The 19,588-nt window shown below is 63.8% G+C and carries 20 protein-coding genes; 12 read left to right on the forward strand and 8 right to left on the reverse strand.

What is annotated here, in order from left to right:
• Positions 1-403 precede the first annotated feature (403 nt).
• The 4 genes from QQL24_RS02075 (at position 404) to ppa (ending at position 4,824) form a co-directional block, all read left to right on the forward strand.
• On the forward strand, positions 404-1,429 hold the full coding sequence (locus QQL24_RS02075) for an iron ABC transporter substrate-binding protein (protein WP_284310218.1): 1,026 nt from the start codon (positions 404-406) through the stop codon (positions 1,427-1,429).
• A 175-nt stretch (positions 1,430-1,604) separates the two neighbouring features.
• Entirely contained in the window at positions 1,605-3,131 is a 1,527-nt protein-coding gene (locus QQL24_RS02080) for an ABC transporter permease (RefSeq protein WP_284310610.1), read from the forward strand.
• Entirely contained in the window at positions 3,128-4,171 is a 1,044-nt protein-coding gene (locus tag QQL24_RS02085; RefSeq protein WP_284310219.1) for an ABC transporter ATP-binding protein, read from the forward strand. Before QQL24_RS02080 ends, QQL24_RS02085 begins: the two co-directional genes overlap by 4 nt.
• A gap of 116 nt (positions 4,172-4,287) precedes the next feature.
• Positions 4,288-4,824: an inorganic diphosphatase gene (gene ppa, locus QQL24_RS02090; RefSeq protein ID WP_284310220.1), complete on the forward strand. Its 537-nt coding sequence runs from the start codon at positions 4,288-4,290 to the stop codon at positions 4,822-4,824.
• Between the two features lie 127 nt (positions 4,825-4,951).
• On the opposite strand, the gene QQL24_RS02095 is transcribed toward ppa, so the two are convergent.
• Complete coding sequence (locus QQL24_RS02095; RefSeq protein WP_284310221.1) at positions 4,952-5,884, reverse strand: threonine/serine dehydratase; 933 nt, start codon at positions 5,882-5,884, stop codon at positions 4,952-4,954.
• Between the two features lie 132 nt (positions 5,885-6,016).
• Positions 6,017-6,727 carry a DUF1223 domain-containing protein gene (locus QQL24_RS02100; protein ID WP_284310222.1) on the reverse strand — a complete coding sequence of 237 codons (711 nt, stop codon included), beginning with the start codon at positions 6,725-6,727 and terminating at the stop codon, positions 6,017-6,019.
• A gap of 394 nt (positions 6,728-7,121) precedes the next feature.
• On the opposite strand from QQL24_RS02100, the gene QQL24_RS02105 reads away from it, so the two are divergent.
• A complete protein-coding gene (locus tag QQL24_RS02105; protein ID WP_284310223.1) occupies positions 7,122-7,937 on the forward strand; it encodes a YihY/virulence factor BrkB family protein in 816 nt (271 codons plus the stop codon).
• Positions 7,938-7,966: 29 nt separating this feature from the next.
• Here the strand turns inward: QQL24_RS02105 and QQL24_RS02110 are convergent, their stop codons facing one another.
• The 5 genes from QQL24_RS02110 to QQL24_RS02130 form a co-directional block, all read right to left on the reverse strand.
• Positions 7,967-9,916, reverse strand: a complete 1,950-nt coding sequence (locus QQL24_RS02110) for a hybrid sensor histidine kinase/response regulator (RefSeq protein ID WP_284310224.1) — start codon at positions 9,914-9,916, stop codon at positions 7,967-7,969.
• Positions 9,917-10,064: 148 nt separating this feature from the next.
• Positions 10,065-10,247, reverse strand: coding sequence for a DUF3303 domain-containing protein (locus tag QQL24_RS02115; RefSeq protein WP_284310225.1), 183 nt, complete (start codon positions 10,245-10,247; stop codon positions 10,065-10,067).
• Positions 10,240-10,953 (reverse strand): SDR family NAD(P)-dependent oxidoreductase, encoded by a 714-nt coding sequence (locus tag QQL24_RS02120; protein WP_284310226.1) that lies wholly within the window; start codon positions 10,951-10,953, stop codon positions 10,240-10,242. Before QQL24_RS02120 ends, QQL24_RS02115 begins: the two co-directional genes overlap by 8 nt.
• Before the next feature lie 123 nt (positions 10,954-11,076).
• Positions 11,077-11,226, reverse strand: coding sequence for a hypothetical protein (locus tag QQL24_RS02125; RefSeq protein WP_284310227.1), 150 nt, complete (start codon positions 11,224-11,226; stop codon positions 11,077-11,079).
• A 199-nt stretch (positions 11,227-11,425) separates the two neighbouring features.
• On the reverse strand, positions 11,426-11,704 hold the full coding sequence (locus QQL24_RS02130; RefSeq protein WP_284310228.1) for a hypothetical protein: 279 nt from the start codon (positions 11,702-11,704) through the stop codon (positions 11,426-11,428).
• Between QQL24_RS02130 and QQL24_RS02135 the strand changes: the two genes are divergently transcribed.
• Positions 11,703-12,542 carry a c-type cytochrome gene (locus QQL24_RS02135; RefSeq protein WP_284310229.1) on the forward strand — a complete coding sequence of 280 codons (840 nt, stop codon included), beginning with the start codon at positions 11,703-11,705 and terminating at the stop codon, positions 12,540-12,542. The genes QQL24_RS02130 and QQL24_RS02135 overlap by 2 nt on opposite strands.
• On the opposite strand, the gene QQL24_RS02140 is transcribed toward QQL24_RS02135, so the two are convergent.
• Positions 12,536-12,823, reverse strand: coding sequence for a DUF982 domain-containing protein (locus QQL24_RS02140; RefSeq protein WP_284310230.1), 288 nt, complete (start codon positions 12,821-12,823; stop codon positions 12,536-12,538). The genes QQL24_RS02135 and QQL24_RS02140 overlap by 7 nt on opposite strands.
• Before the next feature lie 652 nt (positions 12,824-13,475).
• Here QQL24_RS02140 and QQL24_RS02145 point away from each other — a divergent pair.
• The 6 genes from QQL24_RS02145 (at position 13,476) to QQL24_RS02170 (ending at position 19,588) form a co-directional block, all read left to right on the forward strand.
• On the forward strand, positions 13,476-14,171 hold the full coding sequence (locus QQL24_RS02145; protein WP_284310231.1) for a response regulator transcription factor: 696 nt from the start codon (positions 13,476-13,478) through the stop codon (positions 14,169-14,171).
• A 315-nt stretch (positions 14,172-14,486) separates the two neighbouring features.
• Positions 14,487-14,741, forward strand: a complete 255-nt coding sequence (locus tag QQL24_RS02150) for a DUF6489 family protein (RefSeq protein ID WP_284310232.1) — start codon at positions 14,487-14,489, stop codon at positions 14,739-14,741.
• A 367-nt stretch (positions 14,742-15,108) separates the two neighbouring features.
• Positions 15,109-16,149, forward strand: a complete 1,041-nt coding sequence (locus QQL24_RS02155; protein ID WP_284310233.1) for a branched-chain amino acid ABC transporter permease — start codon at positions 15,109-15,111, stop codon at positions 16,147-16,149.
• Positions 16,149-17,903 carry an FAD-dependent oxidoreductase gene (locus QQL24_RS02160; RefSeq protein WP_284310612.1) on the forward strand — a complete coding sequence of 585 codons (1,755 nt, stop codon included), beginning with the start codon at positions 16,149-16,151 and terminating at the stop codon, positions 17,901-17,903. The genes QQL24_RS02155 and QQL24_RS02160 overlap by 1 nt, the downstream gene beginning before the upstream one ends.
• An 8-nt stretch (positions 17,904-17,911) precedes the next feature.
• A complete protein-coding gene (locus QQL24_RS02165; RefSeq protein ID WP_284310234.1) occupies positions 17,912-18,793 on the forward strand; it encodes an intradiol ring-cleavage dioxygenase in 882 nt (293 codons plus the stop codon).
• A gap of 63 nt (positions 18,794-18,856) precedes the next feature.
• Entirely contained in the window at positions 18,857-19,588 is a 732-nt protein-coding gene (locus tag QQL24_RS02170) for a 3-oxoacid CoA-transferase subunit A (protein WP_284310614.1), read from the forward strand.

Here is a 19,588-nt window from a genome sequence, read left to right on the forward strand (position 1 = left end):
ACCTCGCGCCTGGCACCGTCGGCTTCCCTAATCGTTCTTGGTCCACAGAATCTGGCCGCTGAGATAGCGGTTCGTCGGCTATCAGGCTGCGATCGGCGCCGAAGCAGTAGCTGCGCTTGCCGTGGCCAGCTTTGATCATCTGTAATCTTCGCCAGAATGCTCGGAAATCGTGATCTCTTCGCTATGACAGAAGGATCAAGGAAGTAATATCTTTTCGTATTCTGTTCTAGTTACAAATGTAAGCGAAATTTTTCTACTGAGAATCAAGATACTGTTTTTTGATATTCAGTTTTTAACAATTCTAATTCTAATCTAAATTGTTTGACTTTCCCAAGATCTCGCGCTTACACAGCTCCCGTCCTGCCGGTGAGCGACCGGCAGCCCGATTCCGATAGAGGTCCAGATGAGAGCTTTCCTGCCGCATCGCCGCGCCGTCCTTGCCGGCGCCGCCGCGCTGGCCGCGACCCTGTTCGCCACCCCCCTTGCTGCCCAGGCCCAGAATGCCGGCATCACCGTCTACAATGCGCAGCATGAGGACCTGACCCAGGCCTGGGCCGATGCCTTCACCAAGGAGACCGGCATCAAGGTCACCCTGCGCAATGGCAGCGACACCGAGCTCGGCAACCAGCTCGTGCAGGAAGGCGCCAATTCGCCGGCCGATGTGTTCCTGACCGAGAACTCCCCGGCCATGGTGCTGGTCGACAATGCCAAGCTGTTCGCCCCGCTGCCGGCCGATACGCTGGCGCAGGTGCCCGCGAATCTTCGCCCGGCGCATGGCCGCTGGACCGGCATCGCCGCCCGTTCCACCGTCTTCGCTTACAACAAGACCAAGCTGACTGAGGACAAACTGCCCAAATCGCTGCTCGACCTTGCCGATCCGGCCTGGAAGGGCCGCTGGGCGGCATCCCCCTCCGGGGCCGATTTCCAGGCCATCGTCAGCGCGCTGCTCACCCTCAAGGGCGAGGCTGCCACGGCCGACTGGCTGAAGGCGATGAAGGCGAATGCCAAGTTCTACAAGGGCAACAGCACCGCGATGAAGGCCGTCAATGCCGGTCAGATCCAGGGCGCGGTGATCTACCATTATTACTGGTTCGGCGATCAGGCCAAGACTGGCGAGAACAGCAAGAACGTCGCGCTGCACTATTTCCGCAACCAGGATCCGGGCGCCTTCGTCAGTGTCTCCGGCGGTGGCGTGCTGGCCTCCAGCAAGCATCAGGCTGAGGCGCAGGCCTTCGTGAAGTGGATCACCGGCAAGGGCGGCCAGGAGATCCTGAAGACAGGCACCTCCTATGAATATGCGGTGGGCGAGGGCGCCCAATCCAACCCGAAGCTGGTGCCGCTGGCCGACCTTCAGGCTCCCAAGATCGAGCCGGCGGATCTCAACAGCCAGAAGGTCACCGAGCTGATGACGGCTGCGGGACTGCTGTAAGGGGATTCGTGGGACCGGCTTCCAGCCTGTGATCCCAGGTTTTGGTTGCGTATCCCTGCCCATCTGCGAAATATCCTGCCTCCGGGGTACACTCGGAGGCCTTCGAGTTTCAGGACGTCCGGTGTCTCTTCTTTCAAGTCAGCGTTTCCAGGCCGATCTCTTCAGGCTTGTACCCATCTCCCGCTTCAGCGGGCGGGATGCGGTTGCTGGCGCCGCCGTGCTCGTCTCGCTCTTCGCCCTGCTGCCCCTCGGCTTCGTGATCTGGATCACGGTCCAGATCGGCTGGCAGACCGCCTCGGCGCTGGTGTTCCGGTCGCGCGTGGGGGAACTGTTGGTCAACACGCTCCTGTTGGAGGCCTGCACCATCCCGATCGCCATTGCCCTCGCCGTGACGCTCGCCTGGCTCACGGAGCGTAGCGACCTCAGGGGTGCGCGGATCTGGTCCTGGCTGGCGGTGGCGCCGCTCGGTGTGCCGGCCTTCGTGCATTCCTATGCCTGGGTGAGCGTGGTGCCCAGCATGGGCGGGCTATGGGCTGGCGTGCTGATCTCGGTGCTCGCCTATTTCCCCTTCCTCTATCTGCCCGTCTCGGCGCAGCTGCGCCGGCTCGACCCGGCGCTGGAGGATGTGGCGGCCTCTCTCGGCCTCTCGCCGTTGCGCGTGTTCTTCCGCGTGGTGCTGCCGCAGCTGCGCCTGGCGATTCTCGGCGGCGCGCTGCTGGTCGGCCTGCATCTGCTGGCCGAATATGGCCTCTACGCCATGATCCAGTTCGACACCTTCTCCACCGCCATCGTCGACCAGTTCCAGTCGTCCTATAACGGCCCGGCCGCCAATATGCTCGGGGGCGTGCTGGTGGTGGCCTGCCTGTTTCTGCTCGGGCTGGAGGCGCTGTTGCGCGGGGGCGAGCGCTATGCTCGCGTCGGCTCCGGGGCAGCGCGGCCGGCGACGCGCATTCGGCTCGGGCGCACCACGCCGCTGTGGTTGCTGGTGCCATCGGCGACCGCGGCGCTGTCGCTCGGCGTGCCGCTGGCGACGCTGGGGCGCTGGCTTGCCGTTGGCGGCGCCGAGGTCTGGCCGCTCGATACCATCGCCGGCGCCCTCGGCCAGACGCTCGGCTTCGCTCTGCTCGGCGCGGTGCTGACCTCGCTCCTCGCCTTTCCCATGGCCTGGCTTTCGGTACGCGCGCCTGGGCGGCTGCAGAGGCTGCTGGAGGCCTGCCATTATTATGTCGGCTCGCTGCCCGGCGTCGTGGTGGCGCTGGCGCTGGTGACGATCACCGTGCGCGTCGCCCTGCCGCTCTACCAGACCATGGCGACCTTGCTCGCCGCCTATGCCCTGATGTTCCTGCCGCGTGCCTTGGTCGGCCTGCGCGCCAGCATCGCCCAGGCGCCGGTGGAGCTGGAACGCGCCGCCATGGCGCTCGGGCGCACGCCCTTCAAGGCGATCTGGCAGATCACCCTGCGGCTCTCGGCGCCGGGCGTCGCCGCCAGCATGGCGCTGGTGGCGCTCGGCATCACCACCGAACTCACGGCGACGTTGATGCTGGCGCCGAGCGGCACGGTGACGCTCTCCACCCGCTTCTGGTCCGCCACCAACGATATCGACTATGCCCGCGCGGCGCCCTATGCCTTGATGATGGTGCTGCTGGCCCTGCCGCTCACCTTGTTGCTTCATTTCCAATCCAGGCGCTCGATCGGCCAATGACGTTCCTCACCATAGAAGGGGCCAGCAAACGCTATGGCGCCGTGGCCGCGCTCGATGATGTCAGCCTCGCGGTACCAGCCGGCAGCCGTACCGCGATCGTCGGCGCCTCGGGCTCGGGCAAGACCACGCTGCTGCGCCTCATCGCCGGTTTCGAGGCCCCTGATGCCGGCCGCCTGACGCTCGACGGCGCGGTGCTGGCCGACGGGCCGGCCATCGTGCCAGCTCACCGGCGCGGCATCGGCTTCGTCACCCAAGACGGCGCGCTCTTTCCTCACCTCACCATCGCCCAGAATATCGGCTTCGGCCTGGAGCGCGGCCTCGCCGACCGTGCGGTCCGTATCGAGGCGCTGATGCGCACCGTCGATCTCGATCCCGCCATGCTGGAACGCCGGCCGCACCAGCTTTCCGGCGGCCAGCAGCAGCGCGTGGCGCTTGCCCGGGCCCTGGCGAGGCAGCCCCGGCTCATGCTGCTGGACGAACCCTTCTCCGCCCTCGATACCGGCCTGCGCGAAGCAACGCGCAAGGCCGTCGCCGCCATGCTGGAGGCGGCCGGAGTCACCACCATTCTCGTCACCCATGACCAGACGGAGGCGCTCTCCTTCGCCCACCAGGTCGCGGTGCTGAGCGAGGGCCGGTTGGCGCAGGCTGGCGCGCCGCACGAGCTCTACCGCCGGCCGCATGACCGCAGGACGGCGCTGTTCCTGGGCGAGGCCGTGCTGATGAAGGGCCAGGCCGGGGTCGGCTGGGTCGATTGCGCGCTCGGCCGCCTGCCGGCGGGCACGCATGGCCATCGCGGCGAGGTCGAGATCATGCTGCGGCCCGAGCAGATCCGCTTCACGCCGGTCGAGGAGGGCGCCGAGCAGGGGTGCCTCGCCCGTGTCGTGGAGGTGGAGTTCGGGGGGGCGCTGCGTGCCGTGACGGTAGCGCTGATCTCGAACGGCATGAAGCTGCGCATCACCGGCACCGGGTTGGAGCTGCCGCCGACCGGCGCGCGCGTCCGGCTCAATGTCGCCGGCCCTGCCCATGTCTTCGACGCCTGAGAACGATTTTCCCGTCATCTTCGGGTTGAAACGAGCCCGATTCCCGCATAAGGCTGCATCCCCACGGGGGTTTGGTGCATCCTGCGCCAAAACCGGCCCTACAGGATGTGATGCCGATGCGTATCGATGCCGTTTCGACGGGACGCAACCCACCGCATGAAGTGAATGTCATTGTCGAAGTGCCGGTCGGCGGCGAGCCCATCAAATATGAGATGGACAAGGAGTCCGGTGCGCTCGTGGTCGATCGCTTCCTCTATACCCCGATGCGCTATCCCGGCAATTACGGCTTCGTTCCCCACACTCTGTCCGACGATGGCGACCCCATCGACGTGCTGATCGCCAACCAGCGCGGCATCATCCCCGGTGCGGTGATCGCCGTGCGCCCGGTCGGCGTGCTCAAGATGAGCGACGAATCCGGCGGCGACGAGAAGATCATCGCCGTTCCCGTGCCGCGTCTCACCCGCCGCTACGAGAAGGTGCACAACTACACCGATCTGCCCGAAATCACGATCAAGCAGATCGAGCACTTCTTCGAGCACTACAAGGACCTCGAGAAGAACAAGTGGGTGAAGGTTGAGGGCTGGGGCGACGCCAAGGAAGCCGAGAGCATGATCCTCGCGGCTATCGAACGCTACAAGGCCAACAAGGGCTGAGCGGGAGGGGCGAGACGGGCAGTTGAAAATAGGGCGCGACGATTGCGCCCCCTCTCCCCGTAAGAACGGGGCGAGGGGACTTCAAGGGCGCATTCTATCATAGTTGTCTCATCTCGCTCGACCGCTCCTACCCCTCGATCGTCCCCAGCCCCACATTCGCGCCGCACATCAGCACGCCCACGCGTTCGCCCTGCGCCGGACGGTAGGCGCCGCTGATCAGCGCGGCCAGCGCCGTGGCGCCGCCCGGCTCCAGCGCCACGCGCAGATCGGCCCAGGTCCGCTTCTGGGCTTCCACGATGGCGCTGTCCGGCACGGTGACCGCTTCGGCGACATAGCGGCTGGCGACCTCGTAGACCTTCGGCCCGCAATTGCGGGCGCCGAGCGAATCGGCGGCGACGCTTTCGACGCCGACATCCACCGGCCCGCCCGCCGCCAGCGCCGCCTTCAGGCATTGCGAGCCTTCGGGCTCCACCGAGACGACCTTCATCCGCCCGGCGAACCACGCGGCAATGCCGCTGATCAGCCCGCCGCCGCCGGTGGCGACCAGCACGGTGTCGAGCGCCCCGCCTGCCTGCTCCTCCCATTCCAGGCCGAGCGTGCCCTGGCCGGCAATGGTCTCCCAGGCGTCGAAGGCATGCACGGAGAGGGCGCCGGTCTGCGCGACATAGCGTTCGCAGGCCGCCAGCGCATCGGCATAGCGCTCGCCGCCGATATCGAGATCGGCCCCGCGGGCGCGGATGGCGACGATCTTGGCGGGGCTGGAGATTACCGGGACGAAGATGCGCGCCTTGTGGCCGAGGGCGCGTGCCGCATGGGCGACCGCAATGCCGTGATTGCCGCCGGAAGCCGCTGCCACCCCCGCTGTCGGCACCGGGCGGGAGAGGAGATTGTTGAAGGCCCCGCGCGGCTTGAAGGAACCGGCATGCTGCATGAACTCGAATTTGAGCTGCAGGGGATGCGCTATGCCAAAGGCGCCGGCTTCGAGATCAAGGATGGGCGTGCGGCGAATGTAGGGGGCCACGCGCGCATGAGCGGCGCGGATATCGTCGGGAGAGATCATGGGGGACCACTGGGAGCGCGGACATCTTGTCCGCTCTTCCTATCCTGTGGGCGTCGCGTTTCCAAGAGGCGGACACCGCCACAACCATCAAGACGGTTGTGGCTGGGATCTCCGCGCTCCCAGCGCGCTCCCCTACCTCTGCATCGCCGCGCCCAGGATCTCACTTGGCTTGCCGCCCGTAGTGGCCTGCACCAGCACCACGAAGCTGTCGGCGCCAGGGGCACTGACGTCCTCGGACTTCAGGGCGAGGGTTGTGGCGGCGCCGTCATAATCGGCGATCTTGCGGAAACCGCGCGCCACATTGGAATAGGTCACGGTCTGGCCGGTGTTCTCGCCACGCTCGATCACCACCTTGGCCTGGCGCTCCACCGGCACCACCCAGACCTCGCCCTTCAAATTGGTCCTGCCGAGCGCGACGCTGTAGGAACCGTCCTTACCCGTGATGCCGACCGGCACCGCCAGCACGTTGGCGCGGGCGCCGGCGACCTCGATGGCGCGGCGGACTTCCTCGTCATTCGAGCCGACGGCGTGCTGCACGCCATCCACGACGATCTGCGGAGTATAGACAGCCCGGTCGCCGCGCGCTTCCGAATAGGCACGCTGGCGCTGGGAGAAGCTGTGACTGGCCAGCGTGTCCTTCCAGCCGAGATAGTCCCAGTAATCAACCGGCAGGGAGAGCGCGATCAAAGTGGGGTCCTTCGACCAGCTACCCATCATCTTGTCGGCGGGCGGACAGGAGGAGCAGCCCTGGCTGGTGAACAGCTCGATCACGGCGCGCGGCTGCGCCATCGCCGGACCACCGGCGATCAACAAGAGCAGGGCTGCAACAACAGTTCGACGCATCGATCTCGTCCGGTTCCCGATCAGGTAAACTTTCGGCTCCTTCATTTGCAAGGCATACCTTGCCTCGGGTTAATGGGCGAGTAACGCTGTGGTGAGTGCCCGCTTGCGCCGCGATTCGTGAAGGGGCGTGAGCTGCACCTCTGCCTCGCCACAACTGCCCGGTGGGTTGACAGGCGCTCTTGGGGAACAAAGGTTTCCGCGATGCATTGGCGAATATGGAACGCGGCAGGTATATCCGGAAACCAGGTGAGGAGTGTCATTTGCCGATGATGGTCATTGCGAGCGGAGCCTGGCAATCCAGGAGTCGAAGGGCGGCGCCTGCTGTCCCTGAATTGCTTCGCTCCACTCGCCATGATCGTGCTGCCGATGGCCGTCCAGTAACGGCGCCGTCCGCATGAAGCGTTTCTTCAACCTGATCTGGCGGATGGTGGTGCGAACCTCGGCCCATGACGACTATGCACTGGCAAGCCATATGGCGTTGTCCTCGCTCACGGCGATGTTTCCTTTCCTGATCTTCGTCGCCTCGCTCGCCGGCGTGCTCGGCACCGGCCAGCTGCAGGGCGAAGTTGTGAAGCTGCTGTTCGAGACCTGGCCGCATGCGGTGTCCGAGCCGATCGCCGAGGAAGTCAACAATGTGCTGGGCAATTCTCGCCCGGGCCTCGTCACCATCTCGGCCATCGTCGCCATCACCCTCGCCAGCAACGGTGTCGAGGCGATCCGCATCGGCGTCAACCGTGCCTATGGGCTGGTGGAGACGCGCTCCTTCTGGCTGTGCCGGCTGGAGAGCCTGCTTTTCGTCTTCGTCGCCTCGCTCGCCCTGGTGACGCTGGCGCTCCTAGTGGTGCTCTGGCCGGTGATGTGGCAGGCGGCCATCTCCTTCGCGCCGTTCCTGGAACCGCTCGCGCCGATCATCCAGATCGCGCGCTATGGCATCACCCTGCTCGTGCTCGGCAGCGCCATCATGCTGGTGCACATCTTCCTGGTGGCGAGCAGCCCGCCGCTGCGCCAGATCTGGCCCGGCGCCCTGCTCACTTTGGCGCTCTGGCTGGTGGGCGGCGGCGTGTTCAGCATCTACATCACCGATTTCAACACCTATTCCAAGCTCTATGCGGGCCTGGGCAGCGTCTTCGCCGCGCTGTTCTTCCTCTGGCTGGTGGCGATCGCCTTTCTGCTGGGCGCCGAGTTCAATGCAGCCCTGGCGGAGAAATAGCCCGGCCTGCAGCGAGGGGAGCGAGGCTCTCAGATGGCGCCTCTTGCATTCACGACCCCCTGGATCGCTCGCTCCAGCTCGTCCTGGCCATAGGGCTTGCCGATCCTGGCAAGATCCGGGTCGGCGTCGGGCGGGAGTTCGGCATAGCCGGTGGCAAGGATGATCGGCAGGTCCGGCTGAATGGACCGGATCTCGCGGGCGAGCTGCAGGCCGGTCATGTGCGGCATGGCCTGGTCGGTGATCACCAGTTCGACGTCCGGCCGATCCGTGAAGAGGCGGAGCGCTTCGGCGCCGGAGGCGGCGGGCAGCACCTCATGCCCGAGATCTTCCAGCAGCGCCGCGGTGTTGAGGAGTACGAGCGCATCGTCGTCGACGGCCAGGATGGTGAGGCGACGGTCGATGGGGGAGGGCTCCGGGGTCGGCCCGGAGGCCGCGGCGACCACGTCCTGGGAGGCGAGGGCGCTCGGCAGCCAGATCCGCGCCGTGGTGCCGCGGCCGAGCTCGCTCTCCAGCACCAGCCGCCCGCCCGACTGCTCCGCCAGGCCCTGGATCATCGGCAGGCCGAGGCCGGTGCCCTTGCCGATGCCCTTGGTGGTGAAGAAGGGCTCGGCCGCCTTGAGGAGCGTCGCCTTGTCCATGCCGGCGCCGGTGTCCGCCACGCTCAGGCAGACATAGCGTCCGGGCTTCAGGCGGGTGCGATGGTTCTCGCGGATCTCCTCGGCCAGGCCCGAGATGGTCACCATGCCGCCATTGGGCATGGCGTCGCGGGCATTGACCACCAGATTGACCAAAGCGGATTCAAGCTGGTGGCGGTCGCTGCGCACCGGCTCCAGGTCGGGCGCAAAGCGCATGTCGATGGTGATCATCGGCCCGATCGAGGTCTGCATGAGGTCCTTCATGCCCCTGACGAGTTCGGGCAGGTCGACCGCGACCAGGCTGAGTTCCTGGCGTCGGGCGAAGGCCAGCATGCGCTTGACAAGGGCACTGCCGCGCTCCGCCCCATGGATGGCGTTGTCGAGCAAGGACAGCACCTTGGCATCGTCACCCACGCGCTTGCGCACGAGGGTCAGGCTGCCGAGGATGGCGGTAAGCAGGTTGTTGAAGTCATGGGCGATGCCGCCGGTGAGCTGGCCGATGGCCTCAACCTTCTGCGACTGGGCCAGCGCCTCGCGCGCCTCGTCAAGCGCACGTTGGGCGGCGACGCGCTCGGTGATGTCGCGGGTGATCTTGGCAAAGCCGATCAGCGTGCCGTCGTCGCCCGTGATGGCGTCGATGATGACACTGGCCCGGAAGCGCGTGCCATCCTTGCGCACGCGCCAGCCTTCCTTCTCGTAGCGGCCAACCCGGCCCGCCGTCTCCAGCGCCTTGGCGGGCTCGCCCGCCGCGCGGTCCTCCGGCGTGTAGAAGCGCGAGAAATGCTGGCCGATGATTTCTTCGGCGTCATAGCCCTTGATGCGTTCGGCGCCGGCGTTCCAGCTCGAGATGAAGCCATCCCTGTCGAGCATGTAGATGGCATAGTCGGTCACGCTCTGCACCAGGAGGCGGAACTGTTCCAGGCTGCGGCGGAGCTTCTGCTCCGCCTCGCGGCGTTCGGTAAGGTCGCGGGTGATCTTGGCATAGCCGATCAGCCGGCCGGCGGGATCCCGGATAGGATCGATGACGACATGAGCCCAGAAACGTGCGCCATCCTTGCGGACGCGCCAGCCCTCGTTCTCAAAGCGCCCTTCGGCCTCGGCGGTGGCGAGGGCCCGCGCCGGCAGCCCGTCGAGCCGGTCCTCTTCGGTGTAGAAACGCGAGAAATGCTGGCCGATGATCTCGTCTGCCTCGTAGCCCTTGAAGCGGCGGGCGCCGGCATTCCAGCTCGCCACCCGGCCGTTGAGGTCGAGCATGTATATGGCGTAATCCGTCACCGCTTCGAGCAGCAGGCGATAGCTCCCTCCGTCGGAGTGGCCGGCCTGCCGTGCTTCGACCTGTTCCATCAACACTGCCTTACCTCGTCACAAGGACGGAAACCTCAGACATCCGGATCGGCATGTTTAGCGTTCCGGCCGGGAATGCCACAAGATCGCACCGATCCTCCCCTACCGAAACGCGGCACGGCACGGGTTGGTTCAACGGGGGGAAGATTCAAGCCAGAGGAGCGGCGGCGTCGAGATCTGGGCCAAGCGCGGCGGCAACGTCCTTACCCAGTGCCACCGGCACGATCTCAATCTCGACGAGATCGGACCAGGCGCTCGCCCAGCGCTGCAGCAGCGTGACATCCTCGCATTCCATCAGCTGGAAGCAGCGGCTGAGATCCGGCTCAGGCATTTCCGCCGGTGCCGGTGGCCGGTATGGCAGCGCCCGTTACCACTCCGCCGGCCGGCGAGATGAGGAAGGCGATCAGCCGGGCGATGGCTTCGGGCGCCACCCAGCTCGACGTATCGGCCTTGGGCATGGCGGCGCGGTTCTGCGGCGTGTCGATCACGCTCGGCAGCACGCAATTGGCGGTGATGCCGTCGCCGCGATATTCTTCTGCGATGGCTTCGGTGAGCCGGATGAGCGCTGCCTTGGAAGCGGCATAGGCCGCCAGCCCCGCCGGGGCCTTGAGGCCGGCCATGGCGGCGACATGCACGATGCGCCCGTGCCGCGTTGCCTGCATCACAGGCAATACCGCAGCGCTGACGGCGAGCGCCGTGCGGGCATTGGCGGTGAGCATGGCATCCCATTGCTCCAGAGCCTTCGAGACCGGCCCGGCCTGGAAGCCACCGACCGTGTTCACCAGGGCCGAGACGCTGCCGAACCGTTTTGTCACCTGTGACACGGCAATGCTGCAGGCCTCTTGCGAGGTAAGATCGACGCCGGCGAGGGGCAGAACCTCGGTGCCGGCAGGCAGGCTGGCGAGGAGCTGCTCGAGCTTTTCCGGCGAACGGTCGATGCAGGCAAGCTTTGCCCCGTCCCGCGCCAGTATGTCCGCCACCGCCGCGCCGAGATTGCCGGCCGCGCCGGTGATAATGATCGCGCCTGCCTGGCTCACGGCCGCTGCTCCCTCGCTGTTGCGATGGCAACTCTGTCACGCCCCTCCGGCCATGGGAAGGGGCGAGGATCCCGAAGGGAGACCTCAGCGCCGTGGTTGAAGGCTCAACTCCGCCGTCCAGCTCTAGACGGCACTATTCAGTGAGATCTTGCGGTCATAGCTGCCGATATTGATCTCGACCGCCTTCCGAGTGGCGTTGTAATACATGATGCCGGCGACAGAGACTATGACGACGGCGATGATGAGAAGTCCGATAGTCGCGTTGCGCGTCATTGCATGCCTTCTGGAATCTGTGACCGTCGCCTCGACGAGTCGGAGTGGTGCATTAAGGCTGGTTGCAGTATTGAAAATCAATCTGATATTCTTGTGGAAAGCGATATTGATACGAGAGGCCCTAATTGCTTAACCGACTGGCGAATAAAACTTTGTGGTTTTCGTGATTTTGTCAAACAGAAGGGCACAAAGAGCGAGCTTAATTTGCAGAATGGGAGGGGGAAGCAGTCGACTCGCCCTGAAAGCAGATTTGAATCGCGGTTGGACCACCCAATGGAGCCGATTGTGAGAGAAAAATCAGGCATCCCCGCTCCGCTCTGGCCAGTTTGCTGCTGACCCGCAAGAAAAGGCCTGCGAGTTTTCGAGCTTGGGAAGGAATTGCTGCATCGATTTCCAAAAAATCTCCGCCGAATATCAATTGACCCGAGCGTTTGAGTATCGCTATTGTAAGAAACATCCAAATTGTCGATTTCAGCATGCAGATCCGTCCCGCCCACTGGTTCATCTGCGGATTGCTCCTCGTCAACATCCTGTCGGCGGCCACGTCGGGCCGGGCCGCGGACCTTGTCGTCGATATGGGAACGAGAACGGTCTTTTCGAGCGAGGAACTGCTGCACCGGCCCGATGCCATGACCATCGAGGTTCCCTCGGATGTGAGTTATGGGCGCGCCATGACTTATCGCGCCGTCCCGCTGCGGGCGCTGCTGGGCGTGGGCGTACTGCCGGCGGATCAGGATATCCAGATCACCGCGACGGACGGCTTCGTGACCGATCTGCCGTCGAGCCTCATCCACGCGCCCGGCGACAAGGGCGCTGTGCCGTGGCTGGCAGTCGAGCCGCCGGACAGCCCCTGGCCACCCACACCGGGCGGCAAGGCCACCGGCCCGTTCTACCTGGTTTGGCTCGATCCCGCAGCCTCGGGTGTGACGAGCGAGCAATGGCCGTTCGCGGTCGACACGCTGCGCTTCGTGCCGACATGGGCCTCGAAGTGGCCGGCGCTCGCGGTGGGGAGCGATATACCCGCGGCTTCGCCGATCCGGGCGGGCGAGGCCGTTTTCGCCCGGCAATGCATGGTCTGTCACCAGCTGGGCGGCTCGGGCGACGCGAAAGTGGGGCCGGACCTCGACAGCCCCCGCAACCCGACCGAATATTTCCAGCCCTGGGCCTTGCGGGCCTATATCCGCGCGCCCGCCTCCCTCCGCGCCTGGCCCGACATGAAGATGCCCGGCTTCGACAGGCGGGCTCTGAGCGATGGCGATCTCGACGCCATCATCGCCTATCTTGCCTACAAGGCGGCACAGCATCGGCCTCAGTGATTGCGAGGCTTTCCTCGCCGGGTTCGGAACGAGGCGGTATCGAGCAGATCGAAATCGGCTTCGGCCAGCGCATGTACGAATGCATCCCTCGCTTCCTGGGTCGTGGCCTCGTCGGCCATCGCCCGCTGGCAGATTCGCCGAGCCCGATCGTGCCGGGGCCTCTTTCCGTCCGGCCATTTGTTCTCGAGAAAGTAGAGGGCCGCCTCGGCGTTGCCGACATGGCTGGCCAGGCCCATGCCACGGGCGAAAAGAACGGCGCCGATGAAGGGGTGGGTCATCATGGTTTCTACCCTCCCACAGACATGAAACGAGGTGAGGGAGCGCGGGTTCCTTTCCGGCCGGAAGGGCTTGAGAAAAAATCACGATGCCGGTTGCGATACACCCGCGCTTTCGAGGGGCATCCGGGCTATCGGCCTCCCTGCCGGGGGTAGGCCCAAATGAAAAGGGAGGAGACATAAGCCTCCTCCCTCGATCAAAAGTATGATTATACCCAATTGTTAAGGACGTGCGTTCACAAGCCAGCTCTACGCCTAACCGCCTCTTAAATGAGGCAATAACCGGTAAAAAAGGCCCACAAACCCTGAACGTCCATAGCGCGCGCTTAATCAGGATCATACCTCTCCGCCGCCTTTTGTCGAGGGCTTCAGGCTACTACTTTCGGGCAGAAATTACACCCTGCCATCAATCTTAAGTACATAGAATACCATTTGGAAAGCTGTCAGGGCGCCCAGAGCCTATGAGGCGTTCAGGAATTGCCTTCGGAATGAATTTTCGTACGCATTGTTACATCTTAGGAATTATAGCTAACGACCGTATCACGCTCTCCATGTACCAATCGACCTAACGAGTGCTGTTGAGACAAGGTCGATTATGAATATGTCCATTCATACCTCCACTTCTACCTCCCACCTCCTGGGTGGGTATGCCCTGCCCATGCCCGAAGCCCTCCCGGCTCACCCGGCAGGCCGCCTCGCGGTCGGAAGGATGTCCATCACCATCCTGTCCGAGAACAAGATTTTCCGGACCTGTCTCGCCCGTTGCCTGCAGACCATGACCCATGATTTCGAGGTCTCCTGCCATGACGGCGCACAGGCCTGGCTTTCCGGCGGCGAGGAGCCTGCGGACGGGATCGTGCTGCTCTGCGCCACGGGCCAGAAGGCAACCGAGACCGCCATCCGGCACGATCTCAACGAGGTCCTCCACAATGTCGGCGGTGCGCGCGTCATCGTCATATCGGATGAGGAGAGCCCGGCTCACATGATGGAAGCGCTGACCATGGGCGCCCGTGGCTTCGTGACCATGGACACCGATCTCGACGTTACCCTCGGGGCGATCAGGCTGGTCAGCGTGGGCGGCACCTTCATTCCCGCCAGCGGCTTGATGTCCGCCCGCGCCGCCCAGGTGGCGGCAGCGGCGGCTCCCGCACCCAAGACGGGCGGTTTCTCCCAGCGCCAGCTCGAAGTGCTCGAACTGGCGCGGTTGGGCGATCCCAACAAGATCATCGCCTTCAAGCTGAGCATGAGCGAGGCGACCGTGAAGGTCCACCTGCGCAACATGATGCGCAAGCTCAAGGCCCGGAACCGCACCGAGCTGATCTTCAAGAGCAACGAGCTCCTGGGTATTGGGTGAGCTGGTCGCAGGCGATGTAGGCTAGAGCAAAATGCGTTCATGTGAAAGCTGATCCAAAGCTTAACTTGCCGGCATCAAAAGCATTTTGCGATTCTTGGCGATTCGATCTGAAAGTAAGACGCTCTAGACTCCTGGAATCGAGCCGATTTTCCGACTCGGACACCGAATGCAATGTCCGATCTGGACCCGGCTATGTCCGTTCGCGACCTTTGATCGGTCTGATGATTTGCCACAATGGATTGCGCGTTGTTGCGGCGGGCGGGCATGATCCGTCCGCGCCGATGCAGGCGCGTGTCAAAAACAGCGGGACGGATCATGAAAATTACCGTGGATCTGGATTGCACGCCGGTTGAAGCAAGACAGCTGATGGGCCTGCCCGACGTGCAGCCGCTGCAGGCGGCTCTGCTCGCGGAAATCGAGAAGAAGATGATGGCGGATCTCGAACGATTCTCACCCGAGGGTATTGTACGGGCCTGGCTCTCCCCCCTTGGCGGCGAGCAGTTTTCGGATGCCATTGGATCCTGGCTGCGGCAGGCGGCCCCTAATATGGCAAAGAGCTCGAAGACCTGAATGCGACTATCCGCGTGGCGCTGGCGAACGCAGGGAGTGCGTCTGGTTCGTCGGGCCTGAAGACTTTGATCCGCGATACCCCGAAGGGCAGCTGTGACCGATCGATCGGGCGGCTGTCCGGGCGGGCTGGATGGATCGACGCCGCGCGAGGGAGGCCTCCCTTGAAATCAGCGCCACGGCTCCTCGCTCGCCCGCGTAATCCGATCCGGAAGCTGTTCCGTGTAGAGGAACCGCTTTTCCGCGACCATCTACTCCGCCTTGACGCGAAAAGCCGGCATGATCGCTTCCTCAGCGGCGTGAGCGACAGCTTTCTGGCCGAATATGCCCGGCTGTGTTTTGACAGCGACACCCTGGTGCTCGGCTTCTTGTGGGACGACACGCTTCCCTGGCCTTTCTCCTGGTCGCGGTGCTTGTTGTCGCACTCGCTTTCGCCGCACCGCTGTTCGTCCCACGCAGAGGCATCCAGGATCTGTTCTTCATCCTCACCCTGCTGGTCTTGGCTCAGTGCTGGAACCTCCTGGCAGGCTATGCCGGCCTGGTTTCGGTGGGGCAGCAAGCCTTCGTCGGCCTCGGGGCCTACGCCATGGTCGGCTCGGTCGTCCAGCTCGGACTCGATCCTCTGGCCGGCATCGCCGTCGGTGGTCTATGCGCCGTGCTCCTCGCTATTCCGACGGGCTACTTCGTCTTCCGCCTACAGGGCGCCTATTTCGCCATCGGCACCTGGGTGATCGCCGAAGTGGTTCGGCTAGCGCTGGCGCAGTTCAAAGCCCTGGGAGGGGGCACCGGCACATCGTTGCCCGCACCGGTCATGCGCGACATGTGGGGCGTGGGCCTGGTGAGCAAGCTGTTCGGCGTGCGCTCCGCCCAGGCCGTCGATATTCTGTGCTACTGGCTCGCTGTGATGCTGGCCGTGGGCTCCATCGTATTCATTTACAAACTCCTGCGCTCGCGTCAGGGGTTGGGGCTCGCAGCCGTGAGAGACAATCAACAGGCTGCCCGTGCCGTTGGCGTCAACGCGCTTCGGATAAGGTCGGCTGTCTATCTGATCTCGGCCTTGATCACTGGCGTGACCGGTGCCCTGATTTATGTGCAGAAGGCGCACATTTCGCCAGATGCGGCCTTTTCGGTCACGGATTGGACCGCCTACGTCATCTTCATCGTGGTGATCGGCGGCATCGGCACCGTCGAAGGTCCGATCATCGGTGTCATTGTCCTCTACATCCTGCAAGCCCTGCTGGCCGATTACGGCTCCTGGTATCTGCTCGGCCTTGGCTTGGTCGGCATCTGCGTCATGCTGTTTGCTCCGCGCGGGTTGTGGGGCTTGGTCACCGAACGTACCGGCATTCAGCTTTTCCCCGTCCGTCGCACGCTGACGGGCGGACCAATAACGACCCCGGGGAGGACCTAATGGCTGATATTGCAACAGACGTCCTGATCATTGGCACCGGACCAGCCGGGTCCACCAGTGCCGCCTTGCTGTCGACCTATGGCATCGATGTGATGGTCATCAACCGCTACCGTTGGCTGGCCAACACGCCGCGCGCCCATATCACCAACCAGCGCACGATGGAGGTGCTCCGCGATCTTGGCCGGGAGGTGGAGAACGAAGCCTACATGTTCGCCATGGAACAAGATTTGATGGGCGAGAACGTGTTCTGCACCTCGCTGTCCGGCGAGGAAATCGGCCGCATGAAGAGCTGGGGCAAGCACCCGCTCAGCCGCGCCGAACACCAGATGTCATCGCCCAGCCTTATGAACGACCTGCCGCAGACCATGATGGAGCCGCTGTTGTTCAAGACGGCCTGCTCGCGCGGTGCGCAGGCCCGAATGTCGACGGAATATCTCAGCCACGTGCAGGATAAGGACGGCGTCACCACGACCTGCCTCGACCGGCTGACGGGCCAGCAGCTAACGGTGCGCTCGAAATATCTGATCGGCGCCGACGGCGGCAATTCCAAGGTGGCCGAGCACGCCGGCCTGAAGTTCGAGGGCAAGATGGGCGTCGGTGGCTCCATGAACATCTTGTTCAAGGCCGATCTGTCACGTCATGTCGCGCATCGCCCATCGGTTCTCTACTGGGTCGTGCAGCCCGGCGCCGATGTCGGCGGCATCGGTATGGGACTCGTGCGTGCGGTCCGTCCATGGAACGAGTGGCTCATCGTTTGGGGATACGACATCAACCAGCCGGCTCCGAAGGTCGACGGGACCTTCGCCACGAAGGTGGTTCGCGATCTTGTCGGTGACCCTGATCTCGAGGTCGAGATCCAATCGGTGACGACCTGGACCGTCAACAACATGTATGCGACGACGACGCAGAACGGTCGGGTATTCTGCATGGGGGACGCCATTCACCGGCACCCTCCGTCAAACGGCCTGGGCTCCAACACCTCGATCCAGGATGCATTCAATCTCGCCTGGAAGCTCGCCTTTGTCCTGAAAGGCACTGCAGGACCAGAGCTGCTCGACAGCTATCAGCAGGAGCGCGCTCCTGTTGCCAGGCAGATCGTCACCCGGGCCAACAAATCCATCGAGGAATTCGGGCCAATCTTCAAGGCGCTCGGCCTGCTCGATTCCATCGATCCGGTGAAGATGCAACAGAACATGGACGCACGCTGCAACGACACAACGGCGGCCGAGGAGCAGCGTAGGCGGATCCGCGACTCGATCGCGGCCAAGGTCTACGAATTCGATGCGCATGGCGTCGAGATGAACCAGCGCTACGCCTCCGGTGCCATCGTTACCAACGGCCAGGAGGAGCCGGCATTCGAAAGGGATGCCGAGCTGCATCACCAACAGACGAGCTGGCCAGGCGCCCGGGTGCCGCATGCGTGGGTGTTCGGCCCGCATGGTGAAAAGGTCTCGATCCTCGATCTCACCGGCAAGGGCCGCATGACCGTGCTGACCGGAATCGGGGGGCAGGGCTGGGCCGATGCCGCCAGAAAGGTCGGCAAGGAGCTTAACCTGGACATCCACGTGGTCACGATCGGCCCACGTCAGCATTGGCAGGATTTCACCGGAGACTGGGCGCGCCTGCGCGAAGTGCGTGACAGCGGCGCGCTGCTGGTGCGACCGGATCATCATGTGTGCTGGCGTAGCCAAACCATCGCCGCCGAGCCGGAAGTGGAGCTCCGCCGCGCACTCAAATCCATTCTGGCTTTGTGAGGGTCTTCATGGAAGCGCACGAAAAAGGATTTTTCACGGAAGAAAATTCCGTCGAGGTTGTCACTGGACGCAATAAGAATGCGCAGGACGCGCGGTTCAAGCAGGTGATGGAGGTTATCACCCGCAAGCTGCACGAGGCGGTCAAGGAGATCGAGCCGACCCAGGACGAGTGGCTGGAGGCCATCAAGTTCCTGAACCAGACCGGGCACCTCTCCAACGAGTGGCGCCAGGAGTTCATCCTGCTGTCGGACGTCCTCGGCGTATCGATGCTGGTGGACGCCATCAACAACCGCAAACCCTCGGGAGCATCCGAGAGCACCGTGCTTGGGCCTTTCCACGTTGCGGATGCCCCGGAGCTGCCGATGGGCGCCAATATCTGCCTCGACCAGAAGGGCGAGGATATGGTGATCTACGGTCGCGTCACCGGGACCGATGGCAAGCCGGTCGACAATGCGGTGATCGATGTCTGGCAGGCCAATGACGAAGGCTTCTATGATGTCCAGCAACAGGGCATCCAGCCGGATTTCAATCTGCGCGGCATGTTCCGTACCGGCCCCGATGGCCGCTATTGGTTCCGTGCGGTCAAGCCGAGATTCTATCCGATCCCGGATGATGGCACTGTCGGCAAGATGCTCGGCAAGCTTGGTCGCCATCCCTATCGACCGGCGCATCTGCATTTCATCCTGAAGGCCGGCGGATATGAAACACTGACCACGCATATCTTCGACCCGCACGATCCCTATATCGACTCGGATGCGGTGTTCGGCGTGAAGGAAAGCCTTCTGGCCGACTTCCACAAAGTCCATGACCCCAAGCGCGCGGCCGAACTCCAGTTTGCCAGCCCGTTCTGGGAGATCAGCTACGACTTCGTCCTCGCACCGGCCCGATAGGGGGCATCGTCGATGCAGCGCGGTGCTCGGGGCGCCCTTCAAGAACAGCAATGGGACAAGGCCATGGACAAGACCATGCCGGATCTGGCGACAGCGGTCGCGCGTATTGAAGATGGAATGACCGTGATGATCGGCGGTTTCGGCGGCTCAGGAGCGCCGATCGAACTGATCCACGCTCTGATCGACCGTCATGTGCGGACCGGCCATCCCAGGAATCTGACCATCGTCAACAATAACGCCGGCAATGGCCATGTCGGCCTGGCGGCGCTCATCGAACAGGGCATGGCGAGGAAACTGATCTGCTCGTTTCCGCGCTCGGCGGATCCGCGGGTCTTCACCGAATTGTACCTGGCTGGCAAGATCGAGCTGGAGCTGGTGCCGCAGGGTACGTTGGCCGAGCGTATTCGCGCCGCCGGCGCTGGCATCCCGGCCTTCTACACCCCCACCTCCTTCGGCACGGAGCTGGCGAAGGACAGGCCTACCGAGGATTTCGACGGCAGGCCCTATGTTCGCGAGCGCTGGCTCAAGGCGGATGTGGCTCTGGTCAAGGCCCATCTCGGCGATCCGCTCGGCAATCTGACCTACCGGATGGCCGCGCGCAATTTCAATCCACTGATGTGCATGGCGGCAGCTTACACGGTGGCGCAGGTCAGTCGGATCGTCGAGCCCGGTGGCATCGATCCTGAAAACGTGGTCACCCCCGGCATTTTCGTTCAAGCGGTCGTTGAGATCCCGCATCCCGCCCAGGAAGAAGATCTGAACCGGGCCAATGCCCGCTATCCAGAGGTTGCATAA

The organism is Labrys miyagiensis (assembly GCF_030160835.1).
Classification (GTDB): Bacteria; Pseudomonadota; Alphaproteobacteria; order Rhizobiales; family Labraceae; genus Labrys; species Labrys miyagiensis.